Annotated in this window: 18 protein-coding genes and 1 pseudogene; 14 read left to right on the top strand and 5 right to left on the bottom strand. The window is 68.4% G+C overall.

Annotation, left to right across the window (positions count from 1 at the left end):
• Positions 1-52: 52 nt before the first annotated feature.
• The 7 genes from ABZX92_RS05285 to ABZX92_RS05255 all read left to right on the top strand — a co-directional run bounded on the left by ABZX92_RS05285 (position 53) and on the right by ABZX92_RS05255 (position 5,809).
• Positions 53-424 (top strand): DUF4180 domain-containing protein, encoded by a 372-nt coding sequence (locus tag ABZX92_RS05285; protein WP_355554295.1) that lies wholly within the window; start codon positions 53-55, stop codon positions 422-424.
• Between the two features lie 83 nt (positions 425-507).
• Positions 508-1,554 (top strand): beta-eliminating lyase-related protein, encoded by a 1,047-nt coding sequence (locus ABZX92_RS05280; RefSeq protein WP_355554293.1) that lies wholly within the window; start codon positions 508-510, stop codon positions 1,552-1,554.
• The gene (locus ABZX92_RS05275) at positions 1,551-2,669 is read left to right on the top strand and encodes a site-specific integrase (RefSeq protein WP_355554291.1); all 1,119 of its coding nucleotides are present in this window, start codon (positions 1,551-1,553) and stop codon (positions 2,667-2,669) included. The genes ABZX92_RS05280 and ABZX92_RS05275 overlap by 4 nt, the downstream gene beginning before the upstream one ends.
• A gap of 366 nt (positions 2,670-3,035) precedes the next feature.
• Positions 3,036-4,544 (top strand): M4 family metallopeptidase, encoded by a 1,509-nt coding sequence (locus ABZX92_RS05270; protein ID WP_355554289.1) that lies wholly within the window; start codon positions 3,036-3,038, stop codon positions 4,542-4,544.
• A 92-nt stretch (positions 4,545-4,636) separates the two neighbouring features.
• Positions 4,637-5,029, top strand: a complete 393-nt coding sequence (locus ABZX92_RS05265; RefSeq protein ID WP_355554287.1) for a hypothetical protein — start codon at positions 4,637-4,639, stop codon at positions 5,027-5,029.
• A 10-nt stretch (positions 5,030-5,039) separates the two neighbouring features.
• On the top strand, positions 5,040-5,459 hold the full coding sequence (locus ABZX92_RS05260) for a hypothetical protein (RefSeq protein ID WP_355554285.1): 420 nt from the start codon (positions 5,040-5,042) through the stop codon (positions 5,457-5,459).
• 26 nt (positions 5,460-5,485) lie between these two features.
• Positions 5,486-5,809 (top strand): hypothetical protein, encoded by a 324-nt coding sequence (locus ABZX92_RS05255; RefSeq protein ID WP_355554284.1) that lies wholly within the window; start codon positions 5,486-5,488, stop codon positions 5,807-5,809.
• Here the strand turns inward: ABZX92_RS05255 and ABZX92_RS05250 are convergent.
• Positions 5,764-6,207 carry a nuclear transport factor 2 family protein gene (locus tag ABZX92_RS05250; protein ID WP_355554282.1) on the bottom strand — a complete coding sequence of 148 codons (444 nt, stop codon included), beginning with the start codon at positions 6,205-6,207 and terminating at the stop codon, positions 5,764-5,766. The two genes, ABZX92_RS05255 and ABZX92_RS05250, sit on opposite strands and share 46 nt — an antisense overlap.
• Before the next feature lie 109 nt (positions 6,208-6,316).
• Here ABZX92_RS05250 and ABZX92_RS05245 point away from each other — a divergent pair, with 109 nt between their 5' ends.
• Positions 6,317-6,691 carry a YciI family protein gene (locus tag ABZX92_RS05245; RefSeq protein WP_355554280.1) on the top strand — a complete coding sequence of 125 codons (375 nt, stop codon included), beginning with the start codon at positions 6,317-6,319 and terminating at the stop codon, positions 6,689-6,691.
• The gene (locus tag ABZX92_RS05240; protein ID WP_355554278.1) at positions 6,688-7,866 is read left to right on the top strand and encodes a sigma-70 family RNA polymerase sigma factor; all 1,179 of its coding nucleotides are present in this window, start codon (positions 6,688-6,690) and stop codon (positions 7,864-7,866) included. The genes ABZX92_RS05245 and ABZX92_RS05240 overlap by 4 nt, the downstream gene beginning before the upstream one ends.
• On the opposite strand, the gene ABZX92_RS05235 is transcribed toward ABZX92_RS05240, so the two are convergent.
• From ABZX92_RS05235 to ABZX92_RS05225, 3 genes are read right to left on the bottom strand one after another with little or no spacing between them, the layout of a single operon-like run.
• Entirely contained in the window at positions 7,838-8,530 is a 693-nt protein-coding gene (locus ABZX92_RS05235) for a histidine phosphatase family protein (RefSeq protein WP_045317081.1), read from the bottom strand. The genes ABZX92_RS05240 and ABZX92_RS05235 overlap by 29 nt on opposite strands.
• Before the next feature lie 10 nt (positions 8,531-8,540).
• Positions 8,541-9,368 (bottom strand): undecaprenyl-diphosphate phosphatase, encoded by an 828-nt coding sequence (locus ABZX92_RS05230; RefSeq protein ID WP_355554276.1) that lies wholly within the window; start codon positions 9,366-9,368, stop codon positions 8,541-8,543.
• Positions 9,365-10,414: an LLM class F420-dependent oxidoreductase gene (locus ABZX92_RS05225; protein ID WP_355554274.1), complete on the bottom strand. Its 1,050-nt coding sequence runs from the start codon at positions 10,412-10,414 to the stop codon at positions 9,365-9,367. The genes ABZX92_RS05230 and ABZX92_RS05225 overlap by 4 nt, the downstream gene beginning before the upstream one ends.
• Before the next feature lie 71 nt (positions 10,415-10,485).
• Between ABZX92_RS05225 and ABZX92_RS05220 the strand changes: the two genes are divergently transcribed.
• From ABZX92_RS05220 to ABZX92_RS05210, 3 genes and pseudogenes are all read left to right on the top strand, one after another.
• A complete protein-coding gene (locus ABZX92_RS05220; protein WP_355554272.1) occupies positions 10,486-11,451 on the top strand; it encodes an aldo/keto reductase in 966 nt (321 codons plus the stop codon).
• Positions 11,452-11,818: 367 nt separating this feature from the next.
• A pseudogene (locus tag ABZX92_RS05215) lies at positions 11,819-12,256 on the top strand (hypothetical protein); the annotation flags it as partial.
• A complete protein-coding gene (locus ABZX92_RS05210) occupies positions 12,253-12,465 on the top strand; it encodes a DUF5703 family protein (RefSeq protein ID WP_030465938.1) in 213 nt (70 codons plus the stop codon). The pseudogene ABZX92_RS05215 and the gene ABZX92_RS05210, both read left to right, overlap by 4 nt.
• Positions 12,466-12,564: 99 nt before the next feature.
• Here the strand turns inward: ABZX92_RS05210 and ABZX92_RS05205 are convergent, their stop codons facing one another.
• On the bottom strand, positions 12,565-12,774 hold the full coding sequence (locus ABZX92_RS05205) for a hypothetical protein (protein WP_355554270.1): 210 nt from the start codon (positions 12,772-12,774) through the stop codon (positions 12,565-12,567).
• Between the two features lie 61 nt (positions 12,775-12,835).
• Here ABZX92_RS05205 and ABZX92_RS05200 point away from each other — a divergent pair, with 61 nt between their 5' ends.
• Positions 12,836-16,471 carry a helix-turn-helix domain-containing protein gene (locus tag ABZX92_RS05200; RefSeq protein ID WP_355554268.1) on the top strand — a complete coding sequence of 1,212 codons (3,636 nt, stop codon included), beginning with the start codon at positions 12,836-12,838 and terminating at the stop codon, positions 16,469-16,471.
• Between the two features lie 187 nt (positions 16,472-16,658).
• Positions 16,659-17,118, top strand: a 460-nt coding sequence (locus tag ABZX92_RS05195) for a hypothetical protein (protein ID WP_355554266.1), incomplete at its 3' end; no start/stop codon positions are given.

Here is a 17,118-nt window from a genome sequence, read left to right as displayed (position 1 = left end):
TCGGTGGAATCAGTGGCGACAGCGGGCGCTGCGTGCCACTAGGTTCCGGGCTATGCCTGATGTTGTGCAGACGCGCCACGGCGCGAGGGTCCTGATGTGCGCGCCGGACGGCCCTCCGATCGGTGACGAGCAGTCCGCTGTGGACCTGATGGCCACGTTGTGGGGACAGGACGTGCAGTGGCTGGTGCTGCCGGTCGCGCGGTTGACGGAGGACTTCTTCGTGTTGCGCACCAGGGTCGCGGGCGCGGTGGTGCAGAAGCTGCAGCAGTACGGGTTCCGGGTCGTGATCGTCGGAGACATCGCGGCCCACGTCGAGGCGAGCACGGCGTTGCGGGACTTCGTGTACGAGTCGAACCGCGGCCGGCAGCTGTGGTTCGTGGCGGACGAGGCGGAGCTGGACGCGCGCCTGAGCGCGGCCGCCTGACCACCACCGCAGCCCGGCGATCCCGATCAGGTCCGCCCGCCAAGGGACTATTGCACATCACTGGCAACAAGTAGGCTCGCGGCATGGACATCCGTCGTTCCCTGTCGAACCACGCCGGTCCGCGCCGCTCGCCGCACGAGGTCCTGCGAAGGCTCGCCGAGCGCGTGACGCCGGACACCACGGCCGAGGGGCCGGTTCGGGAGCTGGAGGAGCGGGTCGCGGGCCTGCTCGGCAAGCCGAGGGCGTTGTTCTTCCCGTCCGGGACGATGGCGCAGCAGGTGGCGCTGCGGGTGCATGCCGAGCGTCGCGGCAGGTACGCGTTCGCGGGGCATCCGCAGTCGCATCTGCACGTGTGGGAGAACCAGGGTTACAGCGCGGTGCACGGGCTGCGGTTCCACCCGGTGGGCGATCGCAACGCACTGCTCACGACCGAAGACCTCACAGCGGTCAAGGAGCCGCTCGCCGCGGTGGTGATCGAGCTGCCGCAGCGCGACATCGGCGGCCGGCTGCCGAGCCTGGAGGACCTCACCGAGCAGACCAGGTGGGCGAGAAGCGCAGGAGCGGCCGCGCACTGTGACGGTGCGCGGATCTGGGAGGCGCAGACCGGTTACGACGCAACGCTTCCGGAGCTCGCGAGTCTGTTCGACACGGTGTACGTGTCGCTCTACAAAGGACTCGAAGGTGTGCGGGGCGCGGTGCTCGCGGGTGACGACGAGACGATCGGGCACGCGGAGGTGTGGCGCCGCAGGCTGGGCGGGGCGATCGTGGACGCGTGGCCGTTGGCGGCGATCGCGTTGACGGGCTTGGACGAGAACCTGCCGCGGATGCGGGAGTTCAAGGCCCACGCGCAGGCCCTGGCCAGAGCGATCAACGAGGACGGCTTCGCGCACACCACGCCGATCGTCCCGCAGACTCCCCTGTTCCACGTGCATCTGCCGATGTCCCAGCAACAAGCGCGGCAGGCCGCGGAGAATCTGAGCCGGGAAACCGGCATCAGGCTGTTCCTGTACGCGCGGTCGAACCCGGATCCGGGCAGGTGCAGCTTCGAGGTGAGCGTGGGAATCAACGCGCTGGAGTTCACGCCGCGAGAGGTGGCGGAGTTGATCAGAGGACTACCATCGCGGGTGTGAGCCTGCCCGAACCCGTCCAGCACGCGCTGGTGCGGGTGTCGCACTCGGTGCTGATCGACATCGACGCGCTCGCGAGGGTGCGCGAGCGGTTCGACGACGAGCAGGCGGCCTCGCTCAGCAACTATCTGCGCAGTGCGCAGTCGCCGAACACGGTGCGCGCGTACCGGTCGGACTGGATCGCGTGGGCGGGCTGGTGCCAGGCGGAGGGGCGTCAGGCGTTGCCGGCGGATCCGCTCGACGTGGCGGTGTACCTGGCGGCCGCGGCGGACACGGTGAAGCCGGACGGGTCGCCGGCGTTCGGGGCGTCGACGCTGGAGCGCAAGTCGGCGGCGATCGCGGCGGTGCACGCGGCGAACGGGTTGCCGAGCCCGACGCGCAGCGATGTCGTGCGGCTGACGCTGCGGGGCATCCGCAGGACGCGCAAGCAGCAGCCGAAGCGCAAACGCCCGGTGCTGCTCGACACGCTGGAAGCGCTGCTGCACGAACGCCCGCAGGAAGGCCCGGCCAGGGCACGGGACGCGTTGCTGTTGCTCGTGGGGTTCGCGGGCGCGCTGCGCAGGAGCGAGCTGGCGCGGATCGAGTTCGAGGACGTCACGGTCGATGTGGATCCGCGCACGCACGAGCCGTTGCTGCTGATCCGGCTGGGGACGACGAAGACCGATCAGACGGGCAGGCATCAGCAGTCGGTGGTGCTGCCCCGCGGCAGCCGGCGGCCGACGTGTCCGGTGTGCGCGTTCGCGGACTGGGCGGACACGCTGCAGCACAAGGAGATCAGCGAGACCGGCCTGCACCGCTGCCACGGCTACCAGCCGACGCGTTACCAGGGCGCGTTGTTCCCGGTGATCAACCGGCACGGCGGCATCGGGCAGAAGGCGATGTCCGGGCGCGCGGTGGCGGAGCTGGTGAAGCGGTACGCCCTCAAGGCGGGGCTGGATCCGGAGCTGTTCGGCGGGCATTCGCTGCGCGCGGGGTTCGCGACGCAGGCGGCGCTGGGCGGAGCCAGTGACCGGGAGATCATGCGGCAGGGCCGGTGGACCAATCCGCGGACGGTGCACCGCTACATCCGGACCGCGAACCCGCTCGAGGACAACGCCGTTACCCGTCTGGGCCTCTAGATTTGTGACCCAGGTCTCAGTTTGCGCGTTTAACTCTAAACAAGATCCCCTCCGGTAGGGCTGCACCAAAAAGAGCAACGCACTAGGCCGGAAGAACGTCCGGCACGGAAAGTTTCCGTCGTGTTTCCACGCCGGTTGAGCTGCTCTTTTGTTCCACCATTCGGACAAAAGCCGATCTCCTGACCAGCGCAGCTGCTCAATTCGTGAAGCAATCTCGCATTCTGGGAGTGGCTGGTCGCATGCACTGAGAGCAATACGATCACCACGCCCGGTCATCGACGACGGCCGGGCTGTTCCACGGTGTTCGACCCGGCACCCCTGTAACGCCGGAGCGATCACTCCCTGCACCGGAACAAGGAGCGTTCCATGAAGCGCAAAACCCTGGGCATCACCACCGCCCTGATGTCCGCGGCGGCACTCGCCGCCACGGGCACGATGGGAGCCAACGCGGCGCCACAACAGGCCGTGAACCCGCTGTTCTCGGCGGCCGAGCAGGCGGGGACGATCTCCACCGCACTCGGCCTGTCCGGCGGGGAGCAGCTCGTCCCGAAGGACGTCGTGCGCGACGCCGACGGCACCAGCCACTTCCGGTTCGACCGCAAGGTCAACGGCCTCAAGGTCATCGGCGGCGACATCGTCGTCGCCCAGAAGGCCGGCCAGCTCACCAGCGTCGTGAAGGCGACCGAGGCCTCCCTCGCCGGCCTCGACACCACCGCGCCCCTCACGGCCCAGGCCGACTCGACGCTCGTCGTGTTCGCCCTGGACCACGCGCCCGTGCTGGCGTGGGAGACGATCAAGCACAGCGTCAAGGAAGACCAGACGCCGAGCGCCGTGCACACGTTCACCGACGCCAAGACCGGTGAGACGCTGCTGTCCTACGACGACATCCACAACGCCGAGGGCACCGGCCAGTCCACCTTCAGCGGCACGGTCTCGCTGAACACGACCCAGTCGGGCAGCACCTTCCAGCTCAAGGACCCGGCGCGCGGCAACCAGGCGGTCAACAACCTCAACAACACCTCCGGCAACGGCACGTTGTTCACCGACGCCGACAACAAGTGGGGCAACGGCACCTACACCGACAAGGCCACCGCGGGCGTCGACGCCGCGTTCGGCGCCGCGAAGACCTGGGACTACTACAAGAACGTCCACGGCCGCAACGGCATCAAGAACAACGGTGTGGGCGCGCTGAGCAAGGTCCACTACGGCAACAACTACAGCAACGCCTTCTGGAACGACTCGTGCTTCTGCATGACCTACGGCGACGGCGCGAACAACCAGAAGCCGCTGACCTCGCTCGACGTCGCGGCACACGAGATGTCCCACGGCGTCACGTCCGCGACCGCGGGCCTGGTCTACTCCGGTGAGTCCGGCGGCCTCAACGAGGCCACCAGCGACATCTTCGGCTCCACCACGGAGTTCTACGCCGCCAACGCCTCCGACGTCGGCGACTACCTCATCGGCGAGAAGATCGACATCCGCGGCGACGGCAAGCCGTTGCGCTACATGGACAAGCCCTCCAAGGACGGCCGCAGCCTCGACTACTGGTCCTCCACCGCGGGCAACGTCGACGTGCACTACTCGTCCGGCATCGCCAACCACTTCTTCTACCTGCTGTCCGAAGGCAGCGGCAAGAAGACCATCAACGGCGTCGCCTACGACTCCCCCACCAGCGACGGCCAGCCCGTCACCGGCATCACCCGCGCCAAGGCCGAGAAGATCTGGTACCGCGCGCTGACCACCAAGTTCACCTCCAGCACCAAGTACGCCGCCGCCCGCACCGGCACCCTCGCCGCCGCGGCCGACCTCTACGGCGCCTCGTCGCCCGAGTACGCGGCGGTCAACCGGGCCTGGGCCGCGGTGAACGTCAAGTAAGGACCCGCCACGAACGCCGGGGCCCGGACCGCACCCCCTGCACGGTCCGGGCCCCGGCATATTTCTTTTGCGCGGCAACGCACAATCTCCTCATGGGGATGTTCAGCACTGTGTGGGCGCGCGACCTCGAATGCCCGCGCTGCCACCACAAGGACGACTACGACGTCCAGATCAAGTTCGGCGGCTGCGACCTGGACGAGTTCGAGATCGGCGACGCCCTGCGGTGGGGAAGCTACGACTACGGCGAGCAAGGTCATCATCTCGTCGTGACATCCGGGTACGACCGGCCCTGCCGCGGCTGCGACGGCCCTCACGACCCCGCCGAGGTCGACACCAGCGAGTTCGACGTCTACATCGAGAACGACGTCATCATCCACATCAGGTGGCACGACGGCCTGCACGACTACCAACGCGATGGCGTTCCCAGCCCCACCAGCGACTTCATCGTTCTGCGGGAGCGCCCAGCGTTCCTCACGGCGACCTAGGCTCTGCGCCATGGGGAGCTTCAGCGACGTGTACGCCCGCGACCTCGAATGCCCTGTCTGCGGTCACCGCGACGACTACTACGTCCAGTTCAAGTTCGGCGCCTGCCAGTGTGAGCGCTTCGAGGTCGGCGACACCATTGAGACCGAACACCTCCTCTACGGCGAGCGAGGACACCACCTTGTCGTCGTGAGCGCCGTGGGGGACGCCTGCTCGGGCTGCGGTGGCCCGTACCACCTGGACAACATGGGCCCGGACTGGTTCGAGGTGTACATCGAAGATGACGTGATCACTCTCGTCACCTGGAACAACGGCCGATTCGACCTCTCGCGGTCCGGCAGCTTCGTCGTACTGGACGACTACCCGCCGGGCCGCGAGCCGACCGCTCAGGGCGCCAGGTCCGTTGCCGCCAAAAACAATCCGTCCGGCTAAGACCCCGTGTGCTTTCATAGCCCGCCATGGGGATCCGCACCACCGTCATGGTCCGCGACCTGACCTGCCCGCGCTGCGGCCACACCGCCGACCACGACGTGCTGATCAGCTGGGGCGGGGACGGCGTCGCCTACGCCGAGATCGGTGACTGGCTCGACGTCGGCACCTGGGTCACCGGCTCGAAAGGCGAGCCCCACGTCGTCATCCGCGGCACCGGCCTGCCGTGCGCGGGATGCGGCGCGGCGGGCCGGTTCGAGGTGGAGCTCGTCTGCGACATCGTCAACTCCGTCACCTGGGTACCCGATCAGGGCTCCAGGTCGGTGGCCGCGAGGAACGACCCGTCCATGTAGAACGGCACGGACTGGTGCTCGTGCGTGATCAGCCACCGCCCCGCCCGGCGCCGCAGGCCCACCGTGATCCGCGTCCACATCGAGAACCCCTCCGGGTAACCGACCGGCACGGCCGCCAGAAGCTGCAGACCGTGCACGAACGCCAGGTCACCGGACACGTCCACCGACAGGTCGCGGTGCTCGATCGTGATCGGGCCGTCGAACCCCGCCATCCACCCCGCGAGAGCGTCCGGGTCGCGGGCGTCCAGGCCGGTGTTGCGCAGCGGCGGGGCCAGCGTGCACGTCACCGCGTCGTCGGCGTACCGGGCCACGACCTGAGCGGGCGAGCGGTCGCGCATGCCTTCCACCAGCGAGGTGAACAAAGCGAGGATCTCGTCCTGCACCAGCGTGTGAGTCATCTCGGAAACCTCCGTGCGAAGTGGGCTGACACACCGATGTCGAAGCACGGCCCGCGGTCTCGACATGGCGGTGAGAAGATTTTTCGCAAGCCCGGAGCGGAGGCCTCAAATGAAGTACCTGATCCTCATCTACAGCAACCCGAAGTCGCGCGCCGCGTGGGAGAAGCTGACCGAAGAACAGCAGATGAAGTTCGGCCAGGACCACTACGACCTCAGCGACAAGCTGCGCGCGTCCGGCGAGCTCATCGTCAGCGAAGGCCTGCCCGGCCCCGAGACCGGCAAGGGCGTGAGCATCAAGAACGGTGAGGTCGTGGTCACCGACGGGCCGTTCGCCGAGGCCAAGGAGTACCTCGCCGGCTTCTACCTGGTCGAGGCCGACACGATCGACCAGGTCATCGCCCACGCCGCCACGCTGCCGGACGCGCACAACGACGGCATCGAGGTCCGGCCCGTCTGGGACATGTCGATGCTGGACGACATGTGAGGCTCACCGCCGAGATCGAGGGCCTGCTGCGCGAACTGGCGCCGCAGGTCCTCGGCGTGCTGGTCAGACGCCACGGCCAGTTCGACGTCTGCGAGGACGCCGTCCAGGAAGCCCTGCTCGGCGCCGCTCAGCAGTGGCCGGAGCAGGGGATCCCGGACAACCCCAAGGGCTGGCTCATCACAGCGGCCAGGAGGCGGTGGATCGAGCAGTACCGGTCCGAGGTGGCACGGCGGCAGCGCGAGGAGAAGGTCGTCGCGCTCACCCCTCCCCCGGCGGATCCGGCGCCCGCGCAGGACGACACGCTCACCATCCTCGCGCTGTGCTGCCACGAAAGCCTGACCACGGCGTCGCAGATCGCCCTCACACTCCGGGCGGTCGGCGGCCTCACCACGGCGGAGATCGCGCGCGCGTTCCTGGTACCGGAATCCACTGTGGCGCAACGGATCAGCCGCGCGAAGCAGAAGATCAAGGGCGCGAAGTTCCGCGCACCCAAAGACCTGACGGCCGTGCTGCACGTGCTGTACCTGATCTTCACCGAAGGGTCGACCGCGAGCTCCGGCGACGACCTCCTGAGAGTCGACCTCACCGCCGAAGCGATCCGGCTGACCCGCCAACTCCACCGCAGGCGCCCCGACGACGGCGAGCTCACCGGATTGCTCGCGTTGATGCTGCTCACCGACGCCAGACGCCCCGCCCGGACCGACGACCAGGGCGCGCTGATCCCGCTCGCGGAGCAGGACCGCAGCAAGTGGGACCGAGAAGCCATGAACGAGGGCACAGAACTCATCCAGAAAGCCCTCAACACCGCCCAGATCGGCCCGTACCAGCTGCAGGCGGCGATCGCGGCCGTGCACTCAGAGGCGAAGACCGCCGAAGACACCGACTGGCACGAGATTCTCGGCCTCTACGAGCTGCTCACGGTCACCGCGCCCGGCCCGATGGTGTCACTGAACCGCATCGTGGCCGTCGCGATGGTCCACGGACCGCAACAAGCACTCGCCGAACTGTCCACATTGGACCTCGACCACTACCGCGTGCACGCCGTGAAGGCACATCTCCTTGACCTGCAAGGAGAACACGACAAAGCCCAACAGGAATACGAGAAAGCCGCGAAGCTGACGCTGAGCGTGCCGGAGCAGCGCTACCTCAGCTCCCGGTCGCGCCGCCCACGGTAGCGTCGGACGACGGCTCCTCCTGCGGCGGTGCCTGAGGCACCACGCCGGCCAAGTCCCCGCCGTTGTCGTTGACGCGCAAGACGAACGGCCGTGTCTGCGTGTACTGCACGACGGAGATGGAACACGGGTCGACGACGATCCGCTGGAACCCGTCCAGATGTACACCCAGAGCGTCCGCCAGCACCGCCTTGATCACATCACCGTGCGAGCACAACACCCACACCGCACCAGGCCCGTGCTCGGCGGTGATCCGGGCATCATGCGCGCGCACAGCGGCGACAGCGCGCGCCTGCACGTGCGCGAGCCCCTCGCCCTCGGGAAAAACAGCGGCGGACGGATGCTGCTGCACCACCGCCCACAAAGGCTCGTTGAACAGGTCCTTCAACGCCTTGCCGGTCCACGCGCCGTAGTCCACTTCGGACACGTCCGGCTCCGCCACGGCTTCCAGAGCACGATCAGCCAAAAGAGGAGCCAGCGTCTCCTCGCAGCGCTGCAGAGGAGACGACACGACCGCCGCGACCGGAATGTCCTTCAACCGGCCGACGAGCGCCGTGGCCTGCGCCTGCCCGCGTTCGTCCAACCCCACGCCCAGCGATCGCCCGGCGAGCACACCGGAACCGTTGGCGGTGGAACGAGCATGTCGAAGCAGAATCACCGTGGCCACGGCAACCACCTTAGATCGGCTGCAGCAACCCCATCGACAGCAGCCCCATCAGCACGAGGCCCAGCATCAACCGGTACCACACGAACGCCGAGTAGGAATGCTTCGACACGTACTTCAACAACCACGCGATCGTCGCGTAACCCACCACGAACGCGATGATCGTCGCCACGATCATCTGCGGCACCGACGCCTGCACACCCTCACCCGAGCGCTCCAGCACGTCCGGAATCGAGAACAACCCCGCCCCGAACACCGCCGGAATCGCCAGCAGGAACGAGTACCGCGCCGCCGCCTCCCGCGTCAGACCCAGGAACAGACCCGCCGTCAACGTGCCACCGGAACGGGACACGCCCGGGATGAGCGCCAGCGCCTGCGCCAGCCCCATCCCGATCGCGTCCTTCATCCGCAGCTCGTCACGCTCGTGCTTCGCCAAGTGGTCCGCGAGACCCAGCAGCAGACCGAACACCACCAGCATCGTCGCGGTGATCCACAGGTTCCGCGCCGACGTGCGGATCTCGTCCTTCAGCAGATAGCCCAGAACCGAGATCGGCACCGAACCGATGATCACGTACCAGGCGAGCCGGTAGTCCTTCTCCTGGCGCGCGGCCGCGCTGAACAAGCCGCGGAACCAGGCGCCGATGAACCGCCCGATGTCCTTGGCGAAGTAGATCAGCACCGCCACCTCGGTACCCAGCTGGATGACCGCGGTGAACGAAGCGCCCGCGTCGTTGCCGAAGAACAGCGTCGACGTGATGCGCAGGTGCGCACTGCTGGAAATCGGCAGGAATTCCGTCAGTCCTTGGACCAGTCCGAGGACCAGAGCCTGCAACCAGCTCAACTACCCACTCCCGCCAGATCCAAAGCCTCGGCCGCGGTGCGAAGGCCCGCGATCCCCTGCTCCAGATCTTGCAGCATCGGCGAAATGGACAGCGTGGTGACCCCCGCGCCCGCGAGAGCCTTCATCTTGTCTGCTATGCGCTCCTTCGGGCCCAGCAACGACGTCGCGTCCAGGAACTCCAGCGGAATCGCCGCCATCGCACCGGCGTAGTCGCGGGCCAGGTACTTCTCCTGGATCTCCTCGGCCTGAGCCGGGAAACCCATGCGCACCATCAGGTTGTTGTAGAAGTTCTGCTTACGCGAACCCATACCGCCGACATACAGCGCGGTGTACGCACGAACCGGGTCCGCGCACGTCTTCCAGTCGTCACCGACGATCAACGGCACGGTCGGCACCACGTCGAAGCCGTCCATCGTCTTGCCGGCCTTCTCCCGGCCCGCCTTCACGCTGGCCAGGGACTCGCCGGAGAACTCGGGCGAGAAGAAGATCGCCAGCCAGCCGTCCGCGATCTCACCCGTGAGCTCCAGGTTCTTCGGGCCGACCGAAGCCAGGTAGATCGGGATCTGGTCGCGCACCGGGTGCACCGTCAGCTGCAGCGCCTTACCAGGACCGTCCGGCAGCGGGAGCGTGTAGTGCTCACCCTCGTACCGCAGCTTCTCCCGAGAGAGAGCCTTGCGCACGATCTCCACGTACTCACGCGTGCGCGCCAGCGGCTTGTCGAACCGCACACCGTGCCAGCCCTCCGACACCTGCGGACCCGACACGCCGAGACCCATCCGGAACCGGCCACCCGACAGCGTGTCCAGCGTCGCCGCGGTCATCGCCGCCATCGCTGGCGTGCGCGCCGGAATCTGGAAGATCGCGCTGCCGACGTCGATGCGTTCGGTCTGCGCGGCCACCCACGAGAGCACCGTAGGCGCGTCGGAGCCGTAGGCCTCCGCGGCCCACACCACCGAAAAGCCGAGCCGGTCGGCCTCTTTGGCCAGCTCCAGGTTCGCGGCGTCGTTGCCGGCGCCCCAGTATCCGAGGTTCAATCCGAGCTTCACGGGCGAGACCCTACCGGTCAGTAACACCGATTGCCAGGCTCAGCCGATGATCACCCCTTAGCATCGCGCACGTGGAACAGCGATACCTCGGCCGCAGCGGCCTCCGCGTGTCCAGAACGGCACTGGGCACGATGACGTGGGGCCGCGACACCGACGCGGACGAGGCAGCCACCCAGCTCATGGCCTTCGCCGACGCCGGCGGCACCCTCGTCGACACCGCCGACGTCTACGTCGAAGGCGAGTCCGAACGCATCCTCGGCGGCCTGCTGGGCGAGGTCGTCCCGCGCGATGAGCTGGTCATCGCCACCAAAGCCGTCGCACGTCGTACCGAGGGACCGTTCGGCGGAGGAGCCTCCCGCGGAGCGTTGCTGAACGCACTGGACGGATCACTGCGGCGCATCGGCGTCGACCACATCGACCTCTGGCAGCTCCACGCCTGGGACGCAGGCGTCCCCATCGAGGAGTCGCTGTCCGCACTGGACCACGCCGTGACCTCGGGAAAGGTCCGCTACGTCGGCGTGTCGAACTACAGCGGATGGCAGCTCGCGACCGCAGTCATGACGCCATCGACGTTCCCCCTCATCTCCACCCAGGTCGAGTACTCCCTGCTCGAACGCGGGATCGAGCGCGAGGTCGCACCGGCGGCGCTGCACCACGGGCTCGGACTGCTCCCGTGGGCGCCTCTCGGACGCGGCGTGCTCACCGGGAAATACCGCAACGGCACCCCGCCGGACTCACGCGGCGCATCCGCGCACTTCGCGGGCTATGTCGAGCAGCACCGCAACGAGCGAGCCGCGCGGATCGTACAAGCCGTCGCCACCGCCGCCGACGGGCTCGGGACCTCGGCGCTCTGCGTCGCACTGGCCTGGGTGCGGGACCGGTCCGGCGTCGTGGCCCCCGTCGTGGGCGCCCGCGACACGAACCAGCTGATCGCCTCGCTGGAAGCCGAGCAGCTGACGTTGCCTCCCGCGATCCGGGCTGCCCTCGATGACGTCAGTGCGATTGAGCTGTCGTACCCCGAACGTCCGATGCCTTGACCGGTGGGTGTTGGTTTTAGGCTGCACTGAAGCAATAGAGATAACTGCACGACACGGCCAAACGGGGTTTCACCCCACCCCTTGCGTGACCTCCGCCCGAACGTCGTGGATGCTGGAAGACCACGACGTACCTCAGGAGGACCCGATCTTGCGCCGGCTCGCCGCACTGCTCTTGACCACCGCAACGCTGACCGCGTGCGGGCAGAGCGACAAGTCCCAGGATCCGCTGCAAGTGGCGGAGACGCTCGAAGCCGCCACCCCGGCCCACTCCCCCGCCCAGAACGCCACGCCACCCGGCACCATCACGCCCGGCGGCGAGTTCAAAGACGGCGGCACCACGCTGAAGTTCCAGGTCAACGGCACGGACGTCGAGCTCGACCGGCTGCGCAGCGCGGTGTTCGAGATGACCAAGGACGACAAGGGCGCCGAAACGCGAGGAGCAGGCCTGAGGGCGGGCGATGGCGCTACCAACGCCGTCGCTGACCGCTACGGCCGGCTGCTCGTCGTCGACACCCGCGGCGGCGAGTTCATCGCGTTCAGCATCAACCCCCTGATCATGCGCCAGCGCTACCCCGTCCCCGGCAGCCCCTACAGCATCGCCTACGACGCCAAGCGCGACATCGCGTGGATCACCCTCACCGAGCGCAACGAGGTCGTCGGCCTCAACGTCGCCGGCGGCGAACCGGCCGAGAAGTACCGGTTCCCCACCGTGCGTCAGCCCAACACCGTCAGCGTCGACCAGGAATCCGGACGCGTCACGGTCACGTCCGGCGACAACGGAGGGATACAGGTGATCTCGCCATGAACGAAGGGGTGATCGACGGGGACTGGGAGTACCGGCCGCTGCGTCTGCCGCCCGGCATCTCCCGCCGCACCGCGACCACGCAGCTGGCCATCCACGCCGAGTTCGCGGGCTGGGAACTGTCCCGCACGCTGCTCTACGGCGACGGCTCCCGCAAAGTCTGGCTGCGCCGCAAGCGCCAGCCCGCGCTGTTGCCAGGCCTGATCACCTGACGACAACGCCCGGCCCGAACGCTGAAGTCCGCCGGAAAGCCCCGCACGAACGGGGCCGCCGCCGCAAGGCGCGCGACCGATTCCGGCGGCAGATCCACCTCACCCAAGGCAGTCCACGAACTGCTCCGGCGTCCGCACGCCCACCGACGGCAGCGCGCCCGCGTTCCGCACACGCCAGAGCCACCTGAGCCGGCGTAGCGCCTCCTCACCCCGAACAGGCATGACGCCGGCCGAGCGCTGGCCCTTCTCGTCGTGGAGCTTGAGGTGTTGTCTTTGCGAAGTGAAGGCGAGCTGAGAGTAATGGTTCATTTCAGTCAACACTGAAGTAATAGAGCATGACGAGCCGAACACGGATGGAAGAATCCGCGTCATGCCTCGCCCGGAACGACCTCTCGACCCGTTCGCCGGGCCTGTCCAGCAGTTCGCCCACGACCTCCGCCAGCTCCGCGAGAAGGCCGGCTCCCCCGGCTACCGCGAGCTCGGCAGGCTCAGCCACTACTCCGCCAGCACCCTCGCCGACGCCGCCCGCGGCCAGCGACTCCCCTCCCTCGCCGTGACGCTGGCGTTCGTCCGCGCCTGCGGAGGCGACGAGGACGTCTGGGAACAGCGCTGGCGGGAGATCGGCGAACAGGACGGCGAGGAACCCAAGCCCGACTCCCCCTACGTCGGGCTCAAGGCCTTCACCGAGCAGGACGCCGACCGCTTCTTCGGCCGGGAACGCCTCCTGGGCAAGCTCATCACCAAGCTGGAGCACCACGACACCGTGCTGGTCCTCGGCGCGTCCGGATCAGGCAAGTCCTCGCTGCTGCGGGCCGGTCTCCTCGCCCAGCACCAAGGCGAGTTGATCACTCCGGGCACCCACGACACACTCCCCCGGACCGAGGAACTGCTCGTCGTCGACCAGTTCGAGGAGATCTTCGCCCTCCCCCACCGCGACGAGTTCATCGCCGGACTCACCAGCCGCACGCACAAGACCGTCATCGGCATGCGCGCCGACTTCTACGGCCACTGCGCCCGCTACCCCGATCTCGTCAGCGCCGTCGAGGACGCCCAGGTCCTGGTCGGCCCCATGACCACCGACGAGCTGCGCCGCGCCATCACCCAGCCCGCCGTCGAGGTCGGCTGCGCGCTCGAAACCGGCCTCGTGGCGAGGCTCATCGCGGACGCCACCGGCGAACCCGGCGTGCTGCCCCACGTCAGCCACGCGCTTCTCGAGACGTGGCAACGAAAACGCGGCAACACCCTCACGCTCTCCAGCTACCACGAGAGCGGCGGCATCGCCCGTGCCATCGCCAACACCGCCGAGAACGCCTACATCGGACTCGACGAACAGCAGCAAGTCCAAGCACGCCAAGTGTTCCTGCGCCTGGTCAACCCCGGCGACGGCACCGAGGACACCAAGCGGCGCGTCAAGAGAGAAGAGCTCGCGGCGGACGAGGTCGTCGAACACCTCGCCAACGCGCGCATCCTCACCGTCGACGACGACAGCGTCGAGATCAGCCACGAAGCCGTCATCCGCAGCTGGCCTCGCCTGAAGGACTGGCTCGCCGAGGCACGCGAGGACATGCGCGTGCACCGCAGGCTCACCGCGGCGGCCGCCGACTGGGAAGCGCACGACCGCGACCCCGGCTCGCTGCACCGGGGCGTCCCGCTCGCCCAGGCCACCGGCTGGGCCGCCAGGGAACCCAGCGCCCTCAACGCCGCCGAGCAGGCGTTCCTCGACGCGAGCAAGGCCGCCGCCCAGCAGGACCTCGCCACCGAGAAACGCCGCACCACCACGCTGCGCCGCGTCGTCGCCCTTCTCGCCGCGCTGCTGCTCGTGGCCACCACCGCCACTGTGTTCGCCGTGCGCGCGCAGCAACAGACGACCGAGCAACGCACCAACGCCCTCGCCCAGAAAGCCATCGCCGAGGCCAACGGGCTGCAGGACCGCGACCCCGGCCTCGCGAGCCAGCTCCGCCTCGCCGCCTACCGCCTCACCGGACTGCCCGCCGCCCGCGACAGCCTGCTCAGCACCTTCGCCGCACCCCAGGTCACCGTCGTCCCCGGCCACGACGAAGCCGCCTCGTTCGCGTTGTTCAGCCCCGACAACAAGCTCATGGCGTCCGCCGCGGACGACAAGAAGCTGATCATCTGGGACTTCGGCGACCCCTTCCACCCCACCGAGCTCAGCCGCGTGCACGCCGGCGACGACGCCACCCACGGCATGGCGTTCAGCCCGGACAGCAAAACCATCGCCACCGCGGGCTGGGACGGCCTCATCCGCCTGTTCGACGTCACCGACCCGCGCAAACCCTTCGAGAAGGCCCGCGTCACCGGCCACGTCGGCCAGGTTCAGGCCGTGCAGTTCACCCCGGACGGCCGCACGCTCGTCAGCAGCGGCGAGGACAAGACGGTCCGCGTCTGGGACGTCACCGGTCCCCCGGCCCTCGCGCGCACCATCCAGGCCCACGACGAGCTCGTCCACGCCGTCGCGGTCAACCGCACCGGTACGACCATCGCGTCCGCGGGCTGGGACGGCACTGTCAAGCTCTGGAACCTCGCGACCGGCGAGCACCTGGCCACGATCCCCGTGTCCGCCACCAAGTTCACCACCTACGCCGTCGCCTTCTCCCCCAACGACGTCCTCGCCGCCAACACCGACACCGACGAAGCGCGGCTGTGGGACGCCAAGGACCCTCGCAACCCGGTACCGCTCGGCCGCGCCGCCGAGCACACCTTCCACGACCACTCCCTGGCCTTCTCCCCCGACGGCAGGTTCATGGCCACCGGCGGCGGCGACAAGACCACCCGCGTCTGGGACGTCACCGACCCGCGCGACGTCCGGCTGGCCGGCGCGCTGACGGGCCACACCGACACGCTCTGGTCGGTCGCCTTCAGCGCCGACTCACGGCACATGGTCACCGCCACGACCGACGCCGAGATCCGCGTGCTCGACCTGACCAACCTCAACTACCCGCGCCACCAGCTGACCGTGTGGAAGCTCGACTACGACCAGAACGGCCGGTTCTTCGCGACCGTCTCCTCCGACGGCAGCATCAAGCTGTGGCGCCCGGAGGACCGGCACGCCGAGCAGATCGGAGCCCTGCCCAGGGCTGAGCAGGGCGACGAGGGGGCCACCGTCGACATCCATCCCGGCGGCAAGATCGTGTTCGGCTCCACCTACAAGACCAGCGCCCTCTGGGACGTCAGCGACCCCGCCCACCCGCGCGTGCTCAGCAAGGCGATCACCGGCACCCCGCTCGTCGCCGCGAGCTTCAGCCACGACGGCAAGATGCTCGCCGTGGCCCAGGACGACGGCGTGGTGGGCCTCTGGGACGTCACCGACCCCGCCGGCCCGGTCAAGACCGGCAGCTTCGCGGTGCCCAAGGCCGACACGGTCTGGCAGGTCGAGTTCTCGCAGGACGACCGCACGCTCGTCATCGCCAACGGAACCCGCGAGCTGCAGCTGTGGGACGTCAGCACCCCGTCCGCTCCCCGCGCCTACCCGCCGTTGCGCACCGACGACAACCCCGACCCCATCCGCCGTGGCGGCCAGGCCGGGCGCGAGGAGGTCATGACCGTCGTCATCCACGGCACCGTAATGGCGTTCGCGAACATGAGCAGCAGCGGCGCGTTCTACGACATCAGCGACCCCGCCCAGCCCCGCAAGCTCGGCTCGCTGCCGAACGACGGCGGGCCGCTGCAACGCCTCGCCTTCTCCCCCGACGGCACCCTCATCGCGGCCGGCACGACCGACGACATGGTCCGCGTGTGGGACGTGCGCGATGCTCGCAACCCCCAGTTGCGAGCATCGCTGCACGGGCATGCGGAACGGGTGTGGGGCCTGGCCTTCGCACCGGACAACCGCACCCTGGTGACGACCGGCGCGGACCGCACCGTCCGCGTCTGGGACATCGACGTCGAGGCGACCGCGGCCCGCGTGTGCGCCACTACGACGGCGCACCTGTCCAATCGGCACTGGGAGCACTACTTCCCCGGCGTCGACCCGAGGCCCCTTTGCTGAACAACACCCTCACCGTTCCTCTCGACGCCATTTGTAGTGCGAAAACGTTGTGTGGTGTCGATCTCGGCCCGTCGTACAACAACGATCGCGCAACCGGCCCCGGCAACCGCGGGAAGGTGACTCTTCAGTCAACACTGAAGCAATAAAATTCTCCGAACTAGTTGTCGATGTGATCAGATTCGGTGTCATGGAGCTCGTGCCGCATGAAGTCGGGGTCGCTCACAGCGCACTGCCGCACGACGAAACGTCCACCAGAGCCCTGCTCGCCGAAGCCGCGGCGCAGGGCCTCCACACAGTCGTCGTCACCGCTGACGAAGGCGACGAACGCGCTCTCGCCGTGCTGCGCGAACTGCGCGCCGAATGGCACACCGAGGGCGGCAAGATCACCGCGTCGCTCGACACCGACGCCCAGGGCCAGCTCGCGCACCTGTGGGGCCTGCCGGAGGACGAGCGGGCCGCGTGGCTCGCGGCGTTCCCGCGCCACGACGACCCGAACTGGTGGATGCACCGGCTCCTGGTGCTCAACCACCACCCGGAGTGGGCGTCGCTGAAGGACTGGCTGGTCGGCGAGCACGTCCGGCTCTTCGGCCGTCCGCCTCGCCAAGCGCCCAGCACACCACGCCCAGTCCTGCCGCGACGAGCAGAGC

This window comes from Lentzea sp. NPDC006480, assembly GCF_040611995.1.
In the GTDB taxonomy this organism is placed as follows: Bacteria; Actinomycetota; Actinomycetes; order Mycobacteriales; family Pseudonocardiaceae; genus Lentzea.
The sequence above is the reverse complement of the archived record's forward strand: the minus strand, read 5'-3'. Positions and strand labels throughout refer to the sequence as shown.